Genomic DNA, 18,899 nt, shown 5'->3' with positions numbered 1-18,899 from the left:
TTATGAGGGGGGTCAATAACATTGAAGGCACTTGCGACTTTTGCAACAGCCACGACACTTATAGAACAGCTTTATTCCAACCTATTTAGATCAATAGGAGTCTAAATACGGTATCCTCAAACTCATCGTCATGAAGAAAATAGGCCCTTCTATGTTGCTTTTAATGGCCTTATTAGGATGTGATAAAGCACCTATTAAACCGGAATGGACAGGCTGGGGAGATGTCAATGCAACTCGCAATGGCAGTAAGTGGACTAATACGGCTGTAGCAGCTCTATTCGTCAAAACACAACTGAATGGTAAGTGCAACGGCTATATTGATCTACAGTTTTATAAGTTTAGCGATAGTGGAGACATTCGTGAAAGTCTACACATAAGCGGGATATCTCCCCAATCGCCAGGACGCTATGGATTGGTTGATGAAGCTACTTCGGCCTGTGGCAGTGGATCGGCTCTAGCGGGCTATCAAACCAATGACGATGATGTGCGAATTTCGGTCTACTCATTTGACCAAAGCCAACCCAATCACTTAGAAATTACTGCCTACGATTCGACCACTCACCGTATTGAGGGCACATTTCGAGTCACTTTCAACAAGCAAGCCGCCTATACAAATAACGACCCTGCAACTGTCAGTTTTACAGGTGGAAAATTCTCAGCACCTGTTAATGATAAGGGTAGATTTGAATAAAGATTTTGACTATTTCCTAGATTGGAAATGGATATAATTTGTCCCATCTATTGGTTAATTCCCCTAACATATTCATAGTGGCTGTTGCAAAAGTCTGGACCAAGTTAAAGAGGTCTAAATTAAGAGCTGCTTATAGGGCGAAATGAGACTGAAATTTGTGGGCTCAATCGGATAATTCAGAATAATACCGACTTTTGCAACAGCTACACTGTTTATGAATCGACTTATCCTGATCACCTGTATTTTGAGCATTGCCTTTGCTAAAACCTTCGGACAGTATACGGTATATCAAGATACAAAAGGGCACGTTTTAACCCGGTTTGATCAATATGCGTCACAGACTGATGGACCCAGACATAATGAAGTACTTTACCAGGGAAGCCCATTTCTGACGTATCCGGTGTGGCAGGCTGGCAAAGTTCGCTTAGATGAAAGTGGGCAGGTGCTTGTGTGTGAACTGGCTTATAATTTAGTTACGAACGAAGTGTTGTGCCGGTTTCCCGACGATCTGGCCGTTAAGATTGTGACACCGAGTGCATTTACTATCAACGATATTGAATTTATCCGACAGCCAAATAAATCGATTGCCGTAAAACAACGCTTGTATTTGACTATCCTTCATCAGGGCCCAACTAAACTGTTAGCCAGTTACAGTAAACAAGCAAAACCTGCGTACGGTAATAATACTGGCTACGACAAAGATCTGGCAGTTAAGGGTTATTATCAGGATTATACGAAATACTACATCCAGAAGGGCGACGCAAGCCCTGAGTTCATTTCACTTTCGAAAAATTCGCTGGTTTCTGTATTATACGAGCAGTCGGAACAGATCGCAGCTAAAATTTCTAACAAAGAATTGACTCCGGATATCGTAGCTAAAACCTTACTTTACTACGACACGCTCATGGCTACTACAAGGGCCAACAAGTCGCCTTTGCGCTACGAACCTATTTTTGCCCAGTTGCTCCGGGACAAAATCACATATCCGAATCGGGCCTGGAATCAGGGAATTTACGGGCGCGTTTATATTGGATTTGAAGTTACGGAACAGGGCAGCGTAAAAAACGTCCAGATTCTTAGTCCTGGAAACGATGGCATTGGTTTTACGGACATGGTTCGAAACGCGTTTAACTACGTACCAGACCTCAATCCTTCCCTCCGCGGACAATACGCCCTGCCTGTTACGTTCACGTATACCAATGTAAAAGAGAAAGCAGATCCGCACGTCCCTGTAAATCAGTTGCCGACTGAGCGACTAGGCGACCGTACGCTTCTAGAGGAATTTATAGTGCCTTCAACTGTGAACAAGCCGGTTATTACGAGTCGGGAAGTCTGGGGTTATTATAAATGACACGTAGTACTGTTGATACTGATACTACGTTGCCGTCTGTCATTTCCTTAACGCTTCAACCATTTTTTTACCGGCCCGTTCCGAAGCGCCGGGCTCGCCCATTTTTTCCTGCACCTCGGCGTAGCCAGCCAGCATATTCACTCGCCCTAATGAATCTGGCAAAATAGCCTGTAATTCGCGGGCAGCGTTATCAGGAGTGAGGTCATTTTGAATTAATTCTTTGACCACTTCGCGCCCGGCAATCAGGTTCACCAATGAAATAAATGGAACGGCGATCAGTCGTTTGGCAATCACGTATGAAATGGCCGTTGTTTTATAACAGACCACTTGCGGTACGTTCAGCAAGGCGGTTTCGAGCGTAGCTGTACCCGACGTAACGAGGGCAGCTGTGGCAATAGTCAATACGTCGTAAGCGGCATCCTGAGCGAGCTTTACGTTAGGATAATCAATTAACAGGCTATCGTACAACGTAGTAGGCAAATTGCTGACCGTACCCAATACAAATTGATAATCCGCAAATTGACGTGTTACGTCCAGCATGGTGGGCAAGATGGCCGTTATTTCCTGCTTTCGGCTACCCGGCAGCAGCGCAATAACCGGACGATTATCTAGCTCCAGTTTTTTGGCGAACGTAGTATCAGGTTGAAAATCGGCCAGCGCATCGAGCAACGGATTACCAACGTACTCGACTTTATAATCGTAGCGGGCAAAAAATTCGGTTTCGAAGGGAAGAATCGTAAACAGTTTATCAACGTTGGCTTTGATACGTAACGCCCGACGCTGATTCCAGGCCCAGACTTTCGGCGAAATGTAGTAAAACACCCGAATGCCGTGTTTTTTGGCAAAACGAGCCATCCGCAGATTAAAACCTGCGTAATCAATCAAAATCAATACGTCGGAACGGTGAGCAAGCAAATCGGCCTGACATTCGCGAAGAATCCGACGTATTGTTCCCAGATTTTTTACGACTTCCAGAAACCCCATGAACGCCATCTCCCGGTAATGCCTGACCAACGTAGCACCAGCGGCTTCCATCTGTTCACCACCATACGCCCGAAACGTAGCGACTGAATCATGTTGCTGTATGGCCCGGATCAGATTAGCCCCGTGAAGGTCACCAGAGCGTTCACCGGCAATGAGATAATACGTCATGTATGAAGTATGATATAGGATGTATGAAGCCAGTTTCTTGAATACATCTTACATCATATATCATACATCCAGATACTATTCTCCATAATAATCGACAAAGTTTTTCGGGGTTTCGTAGAGCCGGAGCTGATGAAGGTGAGCATCGGTAACGGGTTCTAAAGCCCGTTCGAGAATCTTCCAGATCTGCATGATAAAGATTTCGCAGCTCGCCATTTTGCCCTGCATAAAGTCGACGTCAATATTCAGATTTTTATGGTCGACTTTTTCGATAACCTCTCGCTTGATGATATCGCCCAATACTTTCAAATCGATCACGAAACCCGTATCCGGGTCGGGCTCACCTTTGACGGTTACAATCAATTCAAAATTATGCCCGTGCCAATTGACGTTGGCGCAGGGACCAAAAACCTCTTTGTTACGTTCTTCCGACCAGGCTGGATTATAAAGCCTGTGAGCCGCATTAAAGTGCTCAATTCTGTTGATATAGACCATTTTTCTGGTTTAGATGGGGCGGTTGCCAGAAACGCCGTTTGACAAATAAACCACAAAGGTACGAACACTTATCGCGGGATAAAACAACTTCTAAAACTAGAGAAGATTAGAAAGCGCTAATCTACTATATTAGAATAATACAAATTATTCACTAAATCCGCTATTCATTACTACCCGATAAAAGGCGTATCTTTACAGCCAATTTTACTTCATCCGACCTGACACTACGCTAATTACCACTTAGAACACGTTTACGACCAGTACTTTATGATCATCGTTACGGGAGCTGCCGGTTTTATTGGAAGTTGTTTAATCAATAAGCTAAATCAGGAAAATTTCAATTTCATCATTGCCGTTGATGACTTTTCATATCCTGAAAAAGAAGCCAATCTGGCCGGTAAACGTATTCAGGAGCGCGTTGACAGAGAAGACTTTTTTTACTGGCTCGACCAGAATTATCAGGAAGTAGAATTTATCTTTCACATCGGAGCCCGCACCGATACCACTGAATTTGACCGGCAGATTTTTGAGCATCTGAACGTCGAATACTCTAAACAGATCTGGAACCGCTGCATCGAGTATCAGATTCCGCTCGTGTATGCTTCCTCAGCTGCTACGTATGGTCTGGGCGAGTTAGGGTACGACGACAATGAAGCCCTCATTCCGCAACTGAAACCGCTGAATCCCTACGGTGACTCAAAGAACGAATTCGACATCTGGGCGATGCAACAGGATCGTAAGCCTTTCTTCTGGGCAGGACTGAAGTTTTTTAATGTATATGGCCCTAACGAATACCACAAGGGGCGTATGGCGTCGGTAATTTTTCACGCTTACAATCAGATTAAGAAGTCGGGCAATATGAAGTTGTTCCGGTCGCATAATCCCGACTTTGCCGACGGCGCACAAATGCGTGATTTTGTTTATGTGAAAGATGTAATCGAAGTTTGTTCGTTTCTGATGCATCACCGGCGAAACTCCGGTATTTATAATCTGGGCAGCGGCAAAGCCCGTACTTTCCTCGATCTGGCAACCAATACGTTTCACGGACTGGATCTTGATCCTCAAATCGAATTCATCGATACTCCCGCCGATATTCGCGACAAATACCAGTACTTCACGCAGGCCAACATGGCCAAACTACGTTCTATCGGCTACGATCGGCCTTTCTGCACGTTAGAAGAAGGTATTGCAGACTACGTAACGAATTACCTGAGCAAAGGAAAGTATCTGTAGGATTCTTTAACCGCAGAGAGCGCAAAAGTTTCGCAAAGAACCGCGGAGTTCCCATTACGAAACCTTAGCACTCTCTGCGGTTTAAAAATTTACCATTTCTTAAAAATAAAGAATACGGCAACTACAAGGAAAACAAATCCTACTACGTGGTTCCAGGCCAGCTTATCCGTTTTGAAAATAAAGACAGTGATTAACGTAAAAACAATTAGCGAAACGACTTCCTGAATCGTTTTTAGCTCAAAAAGCGAAAAAGGCCCGCCAGTTTCTGCAGAGCCGAATCGATTGGCCGGGACCTGAAAAATGTATTCAAAAAAAGCCAGGCCCCAACTGAGTATTATGACGCCGAACAGGGATAATTTAGCCAGCATCGGATACTGTTTCAACTGAAGATGGCCGTACCAAGCCAGGGTCATAAAGATATTCGATAACGTGAGCAACAGAATGCAATAAACTCCTTTCATTTTTTACTGGTTAAATGTTGATTGACGGGTAACAGCGGTAAATGTAACGTACTGGTGAATGTAAAGTTCTGCCAATCTAATGCTAAATTTCCTTCGAGCAGTCGGGTTAATCGCGCGCTGATCCAGAGGCCTAATCCGTGTCCTTCTTTTAGCGGATCGGCTTGAAAATACGGCTGCGTGAGATCAACGGTGGGACCGCTCTCACGCACGGTTTGATTCTGTATTCGCACCGTCCAGACCGAATCACACGTTACGTGAATTTGTATATTACTTTTTTCGATTGCGTATTTAATGGCGTTTTCGATCAGGTTTAGCACGATATGCTCCAGTTTTATGGCATCGGTCACAATGGTTTTATCTTCTGTATTACCGAACCAAATACCAACACCTACACCATATTCACTAGTTAAGGACGATAATTGTCCTATGGATTTATCAACCAATTCCATCAGATTAACTTCCTGATAATTAAGTTGCTGTTCGTTAAAATCAGGACGGCTAAGCGTTAGAAATTCGTCGAGTAACCGTGATAGGCGACTTACTTCATCCAATTGCCCCTTTAAAAAAAAATCGACCTGTTCTGGATTATATTCACCTGTAATCGTTACTTCCAACCCCGTTTTCATGACGGCCAGTGGAGTTCGGAGTTCGTGGGCTGCTGCGCCAAAGAAATTTCGTTGCTGTTCAGCGTTTTCCCGAATCCGACGTAGCATCTGATTCAACGTATCAGTCAATTGAAACAATTCGTCACGACTATCAGGCAACTTTATCAGGTCGATTGAGAGCGCATCGTTGATCGTGTTCGCTTGATTAGCAATACGTTGAATTGGACGTAGCAACCATCCGGCCACTACGTATCCAACGCCAAAAGCCAGCAATAAACTTGCCAGCCAGCCTAATCCAAATGTCCAGCGTATTTGCCTGATATCCTGTTGAAGGCTAGTATCTTCCACACCCAGCTTCAGCATGATTTCACTGGCAGGAACCGACTCAGGATTGCTTCGGCTTGTTACGATCCGATATGTTTCGGCAAACGGAGTGCTACGTTCATCGTTAGGGTATTCTGGACTTCGAAACAGTTCGCGGGTCTGCCCATACGCCATATAGTGAACGAGCATTTGCTCATTAGCCGCCGGAACCGGCAAAACTACGGGGTCTACGCTGACGAGCGACAATAGCCAGTCGGCCCGCGTTTGTGCAGCCCGATCGAAGGCTGTCTGTAAACTTGTTTCGGCCCGAATGAGCATTAACCAGCCCGCCAGTAAACTTATAGTGGCGAAAACAAGGGTTGTAGCCAGTACGATCCGACTGCGTAATTTCATGGTGTGTTCATCCGATACCCCCGACCGATAACCGTTTCGACCAATCCGGTAGTACCAATGGCGTCGAGTTTTTTACGAAGCTGGTATATGTGCACCTCAATGACATTACTTCCCATGTCGTAATCGGCCGACCAGACTTTCTCCGCAATTTCGTTCTTCGTTACCAAATGCCCTGCCCGGCGCATCAATAATTCCAAAAGCGCAAATTCACGGTTCGTTAACTCAAGTGCTACGTTCGATTTAATCACTCGATGCGATACCAGCCTCATTTCCAGATCGGCAACACGTAGCACTACGTTGTCGCCCGTTGTGGTACGTCGTTGCAGCACCCGGATACGGGCCAGCAACTCGCCAAAATCGAACGGCTTTCTGAGGTAATCGACAGCGCCCAAATCCAGTCCCTGTATCACTTTTTCAGGATCGCTTAGTGCTGATAAAATCATCACCGGAACCGTCATTCCAAACGTTCTGATGTTCTGTAATACGTCGAAACCCGTTTGGCCGGGCAGCATCAGATCGAGCAATACCAGATCATAAAGCCCTCCCGCAAGCAGATCGATTCCGTCGGTACCGGAATGGGTCAGGTCGGCGACGTGGCCATGTTGCTCAAGTCCCTGTTTGATGAATCGAGCCAGCTTGCGTTCGTCTTCAATCACCAAAATTTTCATAAGGCGAAATCAGGAGAGGATCTGAATTGAGTTTTTAGCGAACCAGATATTGTTGTCCGTTGATTGTCAGCACGGAAGCACGCATAATATTACGTTTTTCCAACTGTACTTGTCCATTACGTACCGTTCTTGGATAGCCCTGTACCGTAATCGTACTACCTTTCTGAGCCAGATTTGTGAGTTGATACGCCACGTGGGACGGGATGTTCACAATCGTTTTATCGTCCAGAATCAGGCCATTGGCGCGCCCTTCCTTATCAAGTCGATAGTCCGCGATTCTTCCGCTGATCGTCGTCAGTGCTGGCGTTTCAGGCTGTGTAATTGGGGCAGCAGGGGGCGTATTGGTAACTGTTGTTTTACCCGCATTCAGACTGTTCATTAGGAAGAAAGTCTCTCCTCTCGGTGATGTTTCGGTATACCCTGAAACACTAACAGAACCTCCGGTTTTAACCGCCTTTTGCACTTCTTCTCCCAAATGGGTTGGGAATTTTACGGTCGTCGTAGCAGAGCCGGAATTGAGGGTGAATCCATTAAGAATAGCGTCATCATTGCCAACCCATTGTCCAACCGTTCCCGAAACCGTCGTCAGTGAAGTGAGCCCCCGTGAGTGCATTCCACGCAGCCCTGGAAGTCGATCTGCCCCACCAGGCCGACGATCTCCACCATGTCGTCTACCCGGACCCATAGGAGGTTGGGCTCTATCCGGTGAATTCAGAGCAACCGGAGGTGCTGGCTGGCTTGTGGGAGCCTGATCCTGGGCATGAACCAATGGGGCCGTTAACGTAGCAATAAGGCTGGCAAGGGTGATTAATTTTGCGTTGGTTTCCATAGTCAATTGTTGTTTACTGTTGATTACGGAAGCAAAACTAATACGACCATATAAGCTCGATCTGAAACGAAAATTAATTTTTCTTCATCTCGTTCCTTATTCCCAAATCACCTCAATTACCTCTTTTTTTAAGTCAACTGTCGTTTGTTTTTCATCCGACGAACGACGTAGCGTCACTTTTCCGTCACTAACTTTGGCCGCTTCCTGATTCAATACGTGCGTGGCATCTTTTTTATGAAAGACCGACACCACTGGTTCTTTCGTCTCTAACATCAGCGCGAACGTTTTTCCAGAAGCTTTCACCGTTCGGGACGTAGCAGTCAGCGGTTGATTACGTAATAACGCCAATGCCCGCGATGCCTGCGGCACGCCGTATCCAACGTAGTTATTGCCATAGGGATAAAGATGCGACGACTTCTCAATGATGTCGATAACCTCCTTGTTGGTCAATTTTGGATTGGCCTGCATGATACAGGCAGCAAAACCCGTAATTACTGGCGCCGACAGCGACGTACCATACAGCGAAAAACACGATACGTTCGGTTTCAGGTAAGGCAGATTTTCGGGGCCGATACTGCTGTATCCGATGCGGTTCCAAAGCCGGGCGTTGGTCGCACCGATGGCCAGTACGCCTTGTGCATCGGCGGGGGTACTGATGATACGCCAGGAACGATCTTCACCCTCGTTGCCAGCCGATACCACAATCAATATTCCTTTTTTATCCGCAGCAATTTGAGCGGCCCGGCTAATCAGGCTGGTATGCCCATCCATTTGTCCGGGTTCGTAATTTTCCTTCGGATTGCTCATGCCTTTAGCGTATCCCAGCGACGTATTGATCAACCGAACGCCCAGACTGTCCATCCATTCCATTGCCGCCACCCAATTGTCTTCTTCCCCCCGGTATTCGCGATTTCCCTGATCGGTACGTGCCAGATAGAACGTAGCATCGGTAGCCAAGCCGAATTGAATATTTTCGGTAGGATCACTACCAGCTATAGCTGCAAAAACTTCGGTACCGTGGAAGTCGGAATTGGTTTCGAGTGTGCGAAACAGGTTATTGTTTGTTTTCTTTACGTTGACATAATCGCGCACCTGTTTCACGCCCTGTCGCGCAAAAACATGTTTGAGCGCATTAGCCGAATCGGCGCCGAAAAAACCGGCATCAATAACTCCAACGTTCACAAATCGACCTGTCAGGCCCGCCTGCGCAAAATCAGGAGCCTGAATTTGTGTCATCACAGGCGCCATTTGTGGTTTAACGGGTAAATCAATCGACGTAATGACAATGGCTGGGTCGATGGCCCGAACTTCCTGCACAAACGGCAGCGAACGAACGTAGGCATACTGTTCATTACTCAGACGCGCCGAAACCGCGTTGAGCCACCGCGAGTGGCAAACTGTCTGAATACCAATTTGTTTTAACTGACGCAGATACGCCCCCGAAACCGGTTTATCCGTCTCATCAACCGAAAGATTCTGAAGCTGTCGTTGCTGTAAGGTTTGCTGCGACAGAGCCGGAACCGACGTAGCATCTTTATCCTTAAGAAGAATCCAGTATTTCGTTTGTGCCTGTACCGAAAGGGCAACCAGCCAAAGCAGGGTCGTTAAGCGAAGCGTCATAGTTAGTTTAGGTAGACAAAGACTGTTGGAGTAAAACCCGAATCAGTATTTGCTAAAACAATGAAACGGGCAAAAACTCTTATAGCTTTTGCTAATATTTGCAAAATTAATCAGAAACACGAGTCTTCTCAATTTGCGGTATGCGTTACCTACCAATCGATAACCAGCTCTTTATCCAGAATCGCCAACGCCTGACAGCTCTGTTAAAATCAAAATCATTGGTAGTGGTCAACGCCAACGACATTATGCCTACAAATGCTGATGGCACAATGGCGTTTCGGCAAAACAATGACCTTTTCTATCTCACGGGCGTCGATCAGGAAGAGACCCGGCTGGTTTTATTTCCTGAACACCCAGACCCGAAATTTCGCGAAGTATTGTTCCTGCGCGAAACCAGCGAATTGATCGAAATCTGGGAAGGCCACAAACTCACCAAAGCCGAAGCCGAGAACGTAACGGGCATCCCCCAGAAACAAATTTACTGGATGACCCAGTTCGAGCAGATTTTCATCCAGATGGTTTTCGAAGCTGAATACGTTTACCTGAACACCAACGAACATACCCGCGCGGGTGTAGAAGTCCAAAGTCAGGATGCGCGCTACGTTGATGCGTTCCGGCAGAAATACCCGCTTCACCACTTGGAACGATTGGCTCCATTAATGCACCAGCTACGTGCCATCAAGCAGCCACAGGAAATTCCACTCATTCAGACTGCTATCGATATTACTGATAAAATGTTCCGTCGACTGCTCGGTTTTGTGAAGCCAGGTGTGTGGGAATACGAAATCGAGGCTGAGATGATGCATGAGTTTCTGCGCCATCGCTCACGGGGAGTGGCCTATACGCCCATTATTGCATCAGGAGCCAATGCCTGTGTGCTGCACTACATCGACAACAGTCAGCAGTGCAAAGATGGCGACGTAATACTACTTGATATAGGGGCCGAATACGCTAATTACAATGCAGATATGACGCGTTCAATACCTGTAAACGGTCGCTTCACAGCCCGTCAACGAGCGGTGTATGATGCTGTGCTACGAGTTATGACTGAAGCCAAGCAGTTGTTACGTCCTGGCAATCTTTGGGATGAGTATCACCGGGAGGTGGGTAAAATCATGGAATCCGAATTAATCGGCCTCGGCTTGCTGGACCAAAATGACGTAGCAAAACAAGACCCGGATACACCGGCTTACAAGAAATATTTCATGCACGGTACGTCGCACTTTCTGGGTCTCGACGTGCATGACGTAGGTAATAAATACCGAAAAATGGAGCCAGGAATGGTTTTCACGGTCGAACCCGGCATTTACATACGCGAGGAATCGCTCGGTATTCGGCTCGAAAACAACGTATTGATTACCGAATCCGGCAACATAGACCTCATGGCCAATATTCCCTTAGAAGCAGGAGCGATCGAGGATTTGATGAATAGGTAGATTATAGAGGCTCTCTAAAATTTATACTGAAAATCAAAAGCAGTGATTTGTTATGCTGAGGTACGAAGCATATTAAAGCATCCCAGTTAATGAGCAAGGGTACTTTAATATGCTTCTTACCTCAGCATAACAAATCTCCGATACATTTTTAGCGGGCACTTATACAATAAAGAAAGACAAACGAGTAAAGACAAGCACCTGACGTTAGGGTTTGTCTTTACTCGTTTGTCTTTCTTATCTATATATGGGATGCAAACAAAAACCTAAACCGCAGCCTCTTCCTTCTTATTATTCTCCCGTTCGAGGGCGATGTTCAGACTCGAGTAAATCCGACGAATAGCCGTTTCAAGACGTTCCCAGCCAGCATCAGAACGAAGGTCAATATCGCCGATATGATCACGTTGCGCACTATTCAATACAATATTCGTTACCGCTGCCACCATCAGGCTCGTGATCGCAATAGGGTCAAAATCGTTATAGGGAGCTAACTTGGAAACCAGATTTTTATAAGAGTTATCCCGGAATTCGGCTAACCGACGAGCGAGTTCGGTTTCACCATGCGCCATTTCCCAACGAATCAATTCCTGCGACGATTTGCGAGCGCGAAACTCCCGCATAAACTGAATCGTGTATTCTGACCAAACTTTACTCCGATTTTCAGCAGGCAAATTCGCAGGTACGGAATCCAGAAATTTGTCATTAAACATCGACAGGAAGAAACCCCGTTGTACATACGCTTCCAGAAGCCCGTTCCAGCCACCGAAATACCTGTAAATGAGCACTTTGTTAACGTCAGCCCGTTCGGCAACGGCATTAATACCAGCTTTATCGGTACCACGCTCGGCCATTACGTCGCCCATTGCTCGTAGAATGCGCTCCATTGTCATCTGGCGGTTTCTACGCTTAATTACTTTCATAGGAAATATATTTTTGGTTAAAAAAGAGGGATCTCAGGATTTCTTCAATGATGTATACCACTAAATACACCAATCAAATTGATATAGAAACAAATATGACAGTTACACGAATCTTATCAAAATATACCCGCTAAAACTGGGATGTAAGGATAAGAATGACACTTATCAGTCACACTTGATTTATATTATTAACAATCTGCGCTCAATGGCACCTGTATGTTCAGCTAACGAAATACTGAACTTCTATGTATATAGACTCAGAAATTTGGTGTAGTCACATCAAAATCACCAAACTATCTTTCAGGGTACGTTGCCACTTGTCCCGACAAATCCTGGATAGCCTCCTGCAACTGATTCCGGTCCAGTAAAATGGTAACTTCTATCGGCACATCCGGATAAGCGTCCCAGGCGGGTTTTAGGGAATGGCCTAGCTGAATCTGAAGTTGATACGTATTTTCGGCCATCGTTTTGGCCTCCATGCTTAGCCCTGGCTCAGAGAAATTAAACGTAATGCGATTGGCAGCTTTATTCCAGAGTGAGCGTAATCCACTCAGTAGTCGTTTCACTTCCCATGTCTGCAAAGGGGCTGATTGCGTATCCGATTTTTGCCGCCAGAACGTAGAAACTCGACATTGAAGACGGTTGCGGTCACGCCACGTAGTTGATGCCGTACCATACCCAAGAATAGACAGTTCAAACGAATCGAGGGAGCCGGAAGAGGAGATAAGTTTCATAACGGGTCAATTAGGGATTGTATATATGTCTACTTAACAAATATACTAAAAGATTGTTGTGAACAGACGGGCGTCTGTTCCTATTTTTTCCGTACTATTAAGTTTACCTCTCAGTGGCAGTCGGAGACGTAGCGACTTGGCGACTTTCTTTATCTTTGCGCCCGTAAAAATCGTAAAACCATTAAATTTACATAGATGGCGAATGTGCTCATTATTGGGGCGGGTGGCGTTGGTAGGGTTGTAGCGCACAAATGCGCGATGAACAGCGACGTATTTACATCGATCATGCTGGCCAGCCGTACGAAAGCAAAATGCGACCGAATTGCAGCCGAAATTCAGGAGATGCACGGTGTAACGATTCAAACCGCGCAGGTCGATGCCGACGTAGTGGCCGAAACGGCAGCACTTATCCGGTCGTTCAATCCGGTGCTGGTCATTAACGTAGCACTCCCCTACCAGGATTTACCCATAATGGATGCTTGCCTCGAAGCGGGTGTTCACTACATGGATACGGCCAATTACGAGCCGAAGGATGTAGCGAAATTCGAGTATAGCTGGCAGTGGGCATACAAAGAACGTTTCGAACAAGCCGGTCTGATGGCCTTGCTGGGCTGCGGTTTCGATCCGGGCGCTACGCAGGTGTTTACAGCTTACGCCAACAAACATTACTTCGACCGGATGGATTATCTGGATATTGTCGATTGCAACGCCGGAAATCACGGCAAAGCATTCGCCACCAATTTCAATCCAGAAATCAACATTCGGGAAATCACCCAGCCCGGTCGCTACTGGGAAAATGGCGAATGGGTCGAAATTCAGGCGATGAGCATTCACAAACCCATCGACTATCCGGGTATTGGGCCGCGTGAATCCTACGTACTGTATCACGAGGAGCTGGAGTCGCTGGTGAAAAACTTCCCAACACTGAAGCGCGCCCGTTTCTGGATGACGTTCGGGCAAGCTTACCTGACGCACCTGGAAGTGCTGCAAAACGTGGGCATGACACGTATCGACCCCATTAAATTTCAGGGCATGGACGTAGTACCACTGGAGTTTCTGAAAGCTGTGCTTCCGGCCCCTGATTCGCTCGGCGAAAACTATACAGGTCAGACCAGTATCGGCTGTCAGATTAAAGGGGTGAAAAATGGCGAAGAGCAAACGTACTTCATCTGGAACAACTGCGACCACGCCGAAACGTATCGCGAGGTACGGGGGCAGGCCGTCAGTTATACAACGGGCGTACCGGCCATGATCGGTGCCAAACTGATGCTCACCGGCGTCTGGATGAAACCCGGTGTCTGGAACTGCGAAGAACTTGATCCTGACCCGTTTATCGAGCAAATGAACAAACAGGGCCTGCCCGTTCAGGAGCGCATTAACGTAACACTCCCGCATGAGTATCCTACCTACTAGTAAATTTAAAATCCCGCTACGTTAAGAAGCGGGATTTTTCGTTAGTAATGAAAATTGATAAAATTCAATAGAAAAGCGAAAGCAGCGTCTTTGTCATGCTGACCGGTCCGCCGGTGCGGTAGGAAGCATCTTAAAGTACCCAAACCGATTAGCTGGGGAAACTTAAGATGCTTCCTGCCGCACCGGCGGACCGGTCAGCATGACAAAAATGCCTCTACACATAGTCTCTGAAAAGCTCGACTCACCATGAAAATCGTTACGAACTTACTGCTATCGACTGTCTTTACTCTTGGACTCTTTGTAAGCACATTTGCTCAAAAGCCTGACTCCAGCAAAACTAGGCAACCCCAAGTGCCGAATTCCGTTACGGCGCAACGTAATGCGTTTGAAGGAATCTCCTCGATGAATCAGATTATTGGCTCAGGGGTTTATACCATGGTAGCCACCATTGACCAGCGTTACGAGGGTTTGCACGGAACAGCTTACTTTTTGCCGGAGTGGAATACCGGCCAGGTTGAAATTGCTTCCGGGCAACATTATCGAAACGTACCAATCAAGTTCAATGCCTACAAACAACAATTAATACTACTCCGCAAACAGGTCAACAACGATTCAATTATTGTCGATGCAAACCAGGTGAAGTCGTTTCAATTTACAGATAACCTGGGTCAGCTTTACGTATTCCGGAGGTATCCCAACGTTAAAACCGACGAGACGAAAGCTAAGGAAGGCTATTTTCTGGTGTTATATCAAGGCAAATCGTCGCTGCTGAAACGTATTTCCAAAACGTTTCAACCGGCCAATTTTAAAGGTCCGTATTCAAATGATATTCGTTACGATGAATTTCAGAACGTCATTTCCTACTACTTACTCAAACCCGACCAGACGCTCTCTAAAATCAAACTGTCGGACAAAGCCCTGCTCGAAGCCATCGGTGATCATAAAGATGAATTGAAAGATTTTGCCAGGCAGTCGTCGCTCAATCTAAAAACTGAAGAAGGCGCAGCTGCCCTACTGAAACGTTACGATAGCTTATAAACCGCGTCTGATCCAAAATCATGTTTACTACGTAGCACCAACTATGAAAACCCCGGTTCTTTTCTCGCTGCTCACGCTGATTGGCATTAACGTAATGGCTCAAAAGGCTGATACGTCGGCAACCAAACCCAAGCGCGCCGTCATCGACAATCCGAACAGCCGACGTAACGGTTATGAGACGTATCAAAATTCAGCTGAATTAACCGGTGTAGGTTTAGCACCCGGAGCTGCCATCAATACCATCGATCACCGTTATGAAGGACTGCGCGGGACCCCTTATTTTCTACCAGAATGGAACAAAGGGCAGATCGAAATGACGGCAGGACAGAATTACAAAGACGTCCCTATCAAATTCGACGCCTTTCGCCAGCAGTTGATGTTGCTACGTACCTGGATGGGCAATGATTCTATTATGGTCAATCCCGAGACCGTAAAATCATTTCAATTCCGCGATGCTAATGGGCAAACATACCTATTCCGGCGTTTGACAGCCCCGCAGGAATCACAGCCACAAGGCTACTTTTTAGTACTCTACTCGGGAAAAACAGCGTTACTGAAACGTATCGAAAAGAAATTTAAACCTGCCGACTACAAAGATCCATACTCAAACAACACTCGCTACGATCAATTCCGGGAAACCGATACGTATTTCCTACAAAAACCTGATCAGACCCTCGCCAAAATCAAACTGTCGGATAAGGCCCTACTTGAGGCTATAGGTGCACATCAGGACGAATTAAAAGCTTTTGCCAAACAGGCATCACTCAACCTGAAAACCGAAGAAGGCGCAGCGTCTTTACTGAAACAGTACGACAATTTATAAAGAGCGAAAGGCGGAAAGAGTGAAAGAGCGAATCTGCCGGATGGCCTTTGCTCTTTCACTCTTTCCGCCTTTCGCTCTTTATAGACTATATGGTCTTTGCTACGTTAGTTCAATTTAATTGCAACGTATTGACTATTAACAATTTAATACTTTTTCACTCGTTGACATAGTCAATGTTGATCAACGTAACAAAATACCATATGGAATAGGACAGACTTGGTCATCTATGGGGTATACCTTAAACCACAACGACCATGTTACCGAACGATACGTCCGCCCTCTCGTACGACGAGATTATTTTTCAGGCACGTAACCGTGCTTATGGAGCTTTCGAACTGCGTCGCCAATACCGACCAACACTCAACCGTGCTTTGGGGCTGGGCATCGGTTTATTTCTGCTGGCATTAAGCGCGCCCATGCTTCACGCCCATTTCTTCCCCACCGACCAACGCAGAATTACTGAAGTTATGCTAGAACACTACGTAATGAAACTTCCTGAACAACCCATCGAGCCCCCTGTTACGTTGCCGCCCGTTGAGCAACCTCCCGCCGTAAACACCGTACGCAATCTGCCACCGGTCGTTATGCCCGAAGCGGAGGTTGTTGAAGAAAACCTGCCCGCTACTACCGACCAGCTCGAAGATGCTACGTCTGGAACCGAAACTGCCGAAGGAACCGGTGATCTTGAAGCTATTACTGCTCCCGAGGCTTCGGCACCGACTGTTCAGGAAAAGGTCGTCGAAGCAAACCCGAAACCAGAGGAGACGTTCATTCTGGTTGAACAACAACCCGAATTTCCGGGTGGAATGGATGCGCTACGTTCATTTCTGAGCAAGAATCTAAACTATCCACGGGCGGCTGCATCGGCAGGTGTTTCGGGGCGGGTTTATATCAGTTTTGTCGTCAACACCGACGGTAGCCTGACGGATGTGCACGTACTGAAAGGTGTTGGTTTTGGCTGCGACGAAGAAGCCCTGCGCGTTGTCAATAAAATGCCCACCTGGCGGCCGGGTAAACAATCTGGCCGAACAGTTCGGGTGAAATACAACCTGCCAATAACTTTCACACTGGAATAGGACGTAGCACGAAAGTTGACATGCTCTTTCTCAAAGAATCTACGTTAAAATTATGAATGCCATTCCCCAAGGAATGGCATTCGTTGTAAGCATCAGTCTTGTGTTATGCCTACGCGCTCATATTTGGGCACAGTCTCCGATCGACCCGGCTTCCACCGTTTACACGATTGTCGAAAAGCCGCCTGAGTTTCCAGTGGGCTTGATTCACTACGTCAATTTGTTCTGGCAAAACGTCAATATCCAGCAGAAGCCCGTATGGTTGCGATGAAGAATCACTACGTATCGTTGAGGAAATGCCAGCCTGGAAACCGGGTAGTCAGTCAGGGAAATTAGTACGTGTTACGTATAGTTTACGAATTCCATTCGGAATGGATTACCCCAAACGTAACAGGTGGTAGAAGCAGCTTGTATGCTACCTTTGCGGCATGAATACAAGCCTGCAACAAAACCTCGACGCTATTCTGTCGCCCTGCTTCGTGCTGGAAGAAGCCAGACTCCGGCGGAATCTGCAATTAATCGATTCGGTACAACGTGCTGCCGGAGTTACCATTATCTTGGCCCTGAAAGGCTTTTCCATGTACAGCGCCTTTGCGTTAGTACGCGAATATTTGTCTGGTGCTACGGCCAGTTCGCTCAACGAAATCAAGCTGGTGAACGAGTACATGGGCGTGAAAGCGCATACCTACATCCCTGCTTACCGCGACGATGAATTTGACGAAGTAGTGGAACGTAGCAGTCACCTGACCTTCAATTCATGGAATCAGTGGGTCCGTTTTAAAGATCGGGCGGTAGGCAACGTTTCGTGCGGCATTCGCGTTAATCCGCAATACTCAGAAGTAGCCACGGAGATGTATAATCCCTGCGTACCGGGTTCACGCCTGGGCGCCACCCGCGACCAACTGCCCGATACATTGCCAGACGGTCTTGACGGTATTCATTTTCACACTCTTTGCGAAAACGATTCCTATACGCTGGAGCGAACACTGGCCGCGCTGGAAAACCGCTTCGGCGATTTATTGCATCAGGCTAAATGGGTCAACTTTGGTGGTGGGCACCTGATGACCCGCGAAGGCTACGACACCAATCACCTGATTCAGTTACTGACCAACTTCCGGGAGAAATACAACGTGGACATACTACTGGAACCGGGTTCGGCCATCGCCTGGCAAACGGGCGTGCTGGTTTCGACCGTGCTGGACGTAGTAGACAGTCAGGGAATCCAGGTGGCGATACTTGATACGTCGTTTGCAGCTCATATGCCTGATACGTTAGAAATGCCCTACAAACCGCGTATTCTGGGATCGTATCACGAGCCCATTGCCGGAAAACCTATGTATCGACTCGGTGGCATGACGTGTCTGGCCGGTGATTTTATGGGCGATTATTCGTTCGATAAGCCGCTCGTCATTGGTGACAAAATCGTATTTGACGATATGATTCACTACACGATGGTAAAAACCACTACGTTTAATGGCGTTAATCTGCCCGCTATTGGCATCTGGCAGGAGGACGAAACATTCCGACTCGTCAAAACCTATGGCTATGAGAGTTTTAAGGATCGATTAAGTTAACCGAACGCAACAGGCTGAAAACAAAAAAACCTGCGCGCAAGTGGCTCGCAGGTTTTTATTAGACAGCTAAAG

At 46.7% G+C, this 18,899-nt stretch carries 18 protein-coding genes; 9 read left to right on the top strand and 9 right to left on the bottom strand.

Annotation, left to right across the window (positions count from 1 at the left end):
- Positions 1–130: 130 nt before the first annotated feature.
- Positions 131–691 carry a hypothetical protein gene (locus IC229_RS30085; RefSeq protein WP_190891868.1) on the top strand — a complete coding sequence of 187 codons (561 nt, stop codon included), beginning with the start codon at positions 131–133 and terminating at the stop codon, positions 689–691.
- Between the two features lie 214 nt (positions 692–905).
- Positions 906–2,042, top strand: coding sequence for an energy transducer TonB family protein (locus IC229_RS30080; RefSeq protein WP_190891867.1), 1,137 nt, complete (start codon positions 906–908; stop codon positions 2,040–2,042).
- Between the two features lie 39 nt (positions 2,043–2,081).
- Here IC229_RS30080 and lpxB read toward each other — a convergent pair whose 3' ends face one another.
- Together lpxB and IC229_RS30070 are read right to left on the bottom strand one after the other, a co-directional pair.
- Positions 2,082–3,194, bottom strand: a complete 1,113-nt coding sequence (lpxB, locus tag IC229_RS30075; RefSeq protein WP_190891866.1) for a lipid-A-disaccharide synthase — start codon at positions 3,192–3,194, stop codon at positions 2,082–2,084.
- A 75-nt stretch (positions 3,195–3,269) separates the two neighbouring features.
- Positions 3,270–3,686 (bottom strand): 6-pyruvoyl trahydropterin synthase family protein, encoded by a 417-nt coding sequence (locus tag IC229_RS30070; RefSeq protein WP_190891865.1) that lies wholly within the window; start codon positions 3,684–3,686, stop codon positions 3,270–3,272.
- A 267-nt stretch (positions 3,687–3,953) separates the two neighbouring features.
- Here IC229_RS30070 and rfaD point away from each other — a divergent pair, with 267 nt between their 5' ends.
- The gene (rfaD, locus tag IC229_RS30065) at positions 3,954–4,919 is read left to right on the top strand and encodes an ADP-glyceromanno-heptose 6-epimerase (RefSeq protein ID WP_190891864.1); all 966 of its coding nucleotides are present in this window, start codon (positions 3,954–3,956) and stop codon (positions 4,917–4,919) included.
- A gap of 89 nt (positions 4,920–5,008) precedes the next feature.
- Here rfaD and IC229_RS30060 read toward each other — a convergent pair whose 3' ends face one another.
- The 5 genes from IC229_RS30060 to IC229_RS30040 all read right to left on the bottom strand — a co-directional run bounded on the left by IC229_RS30060 (position 5,009) and on the right by IC229_RS30040 (position 9,819).
- Positions 5,009–5,380 (bottom strand): DMT family protein, encoded by a 372-nt coding sequence (locus tag IC229_RS30060; RefSeq protein WP_190891863.1) that lies wholly within the window; start codon positions 5,378–5,380, stop codon positions 5,009–5,011.
- Entirely contained in the window at positions 5,377–6,702 is a 1,326-nt protein-coding gene (locus tag IC229_RS30055) for a sensor histidine kinase (RefSeq protein ID WP_190891862.1), read from the bottom strand. Before IC229_RS30055 ends, IC229_RS30060 begins: the two co-directional genes overlap by 4 nt.
- Positions 6,699–7,370, bottom strand: coding sequence for a response regulator transcription factor (locus tag IC229_RS30050; RefSeq protein ID WP_190891860.1), 672 nt, complete (start codon positions 7,368–7,370; stop codon positions 6,699–6,701). Before IC229_RS30050 ends, IC229_RS30055 begins: the two co-directional genes overlap by 4 nt.
- 34 nt (positions 7,371–7,404) lie before the next feature.
- Positions 7,405–8,199, bottom strand: a complete 795-nt coding sequence (locus tag IC229_RS30045; RefSeq protein WP_190891858.1) for a hypothetical protein — start codon at positions 8,197–8,199, stop codon at positions 7,405–7,407.
- A gap of 96 nt (positions 8,200–8,295) precedes the next feature.
- On the bottom strand, positions 8,296–9,819 hold the full coding sequence (locus IC229_RS30040; RefSeq protein WP_190891857.1) for a S8 family serine peptidase: 1,524 nt from the start codon (positions 9,817–9,819) through the stop codon (positions 8,296–8,298).
- A gap of 140 nt (positions 9,820–9,959) precedes the next feature.
- On the opposite strand from IC229_RS30040, the gene IC229_RS30035 reads away from it, so the two are divergent.
- A complete protein-coding gene (locus IC229_RS30035) occupies positions 9,960–11,255 on the top strand; it encodes an aminopeptidase P N-terminal domain-containing protein (protein WP_190891855.1) in 1,296 nt (431 codons plus the stop codon).
- A gap of 263 nt (positions 11,256–11,518) precedes the next feature.
- On the opposite strand, the gene IC229_RS30030 is transcribed toward IC229_RS30035, so the two are convergent.
- Both IC229_RS30030 and IC229_RS30025 read right to left on the bottom strand, forming a co-directional pair.
- Positions 11,519–12,172, bottom strand: coding sequence for a TetR/AcrR family transcriptional regulator (locus IC229_RS30030; protein ID WP_223834276.1), 654 nt, complete (start codon positions 12,170–12,172; stop codon positions 11,519–11,521).
- A gap of 293 nt (positions 12,173–12,465) precedes the next feature.
- Positions 12,466–12,906 carry a WapI family immunity protein gene (locus tag IC229_RS30025; RefSeq protein WP_190891853.1) on the bottom strand — a complete coding sequence of 147 codons (441 nt, stop codon included), beginning with the start codon at positions 12,904–12,906 and terminating at the stop codon, positions 12,466–12,468.
- A 195-nt stretch (positions 12,907–13,101) separates the two neighbouring features.
- Between IC229_RS30025 and IC229_RS30020 the strand changes: the two genes are divergently transcribed.
- The 5 genes from IC229_RS30020 (at position 13,102) to nspC (ending at position 18,827) form a co-directional block, all read left to right on the top strand.
- Positions 13,102–14,319 (top strand): saccharopine dehydrogenase family protein, encoded by a 1,218-nt coding sequence (locus tag IC229_RS30020; protein WP_190891852.1) that lies wholly within the window; start codon positions 13,102–13,104, stop codon positions 14,317–14,319.
- A gap of 246 nt (positions 14,320–14,565) precedes the next feature.
- The gene (locus IC229_RS30015; RefSeq protein WP_190891850.1) at positions 14,566–15,357 is read left to right on the top strand and encodes a hypothetical protein; all 792 of its coding nucleotides are present in this window, start codon (positions 14,566–14,568) and stop codon (positions 15,355–15,357) included.
- Between the two features lie 43 nt (positions 15,358–15,400).
- On the top strand, positions 15,401–16,180 hold the full coding sequence (locus tag IC229_RS30010; RefSeq protein WP_190891849.1) for a hypothetical protein: 780 nt from the start codon (positions 15,401–15,403) through the stop codon (positions 16,178–16,180).
- Positions 16,181–16,434: 254 nt separating this feature from the next.
- Positions 16,435–17,256 (top strand): energy transducer TonB, encoded by an 822-nt coding sequence (locus tag IC229_RS30005; RefSeq protein WP_190891847.1) that lies wholly within the window; start codon positions 16,435–16,437, stop codon positions 17,254–17,256.
- 425 nt (positions 17,257–17,681) lie between these two features.
- On the top strand, positions 17,682–18,827 hold the full coding sequence (nspC, locus tag IC229_RS30000) for a carboxynorspermidine decarboxylase (RefSeq protein WP_190891845.1): 1,146 nt from the start codon (positions 17,682–17,684) through the stop codon (positions 18,825–18,827).
- The last annotated feature ends 72 nt before the right edge of the window (positions 18,828–18,899 follow it).

Source organism: Spirosoma profusum, assembly GCF_014699005.1.
GTDB classification, from domain to species: domain Bacteria; phylum Bacteroidota; class Bacteroidia; order Cytophagales; family Spirosomataceae; genus Spirosoma; species Spirosoma profusum.
This window is presented reverse-complemented; position numbering and strand designations above follow the sequence as displayed.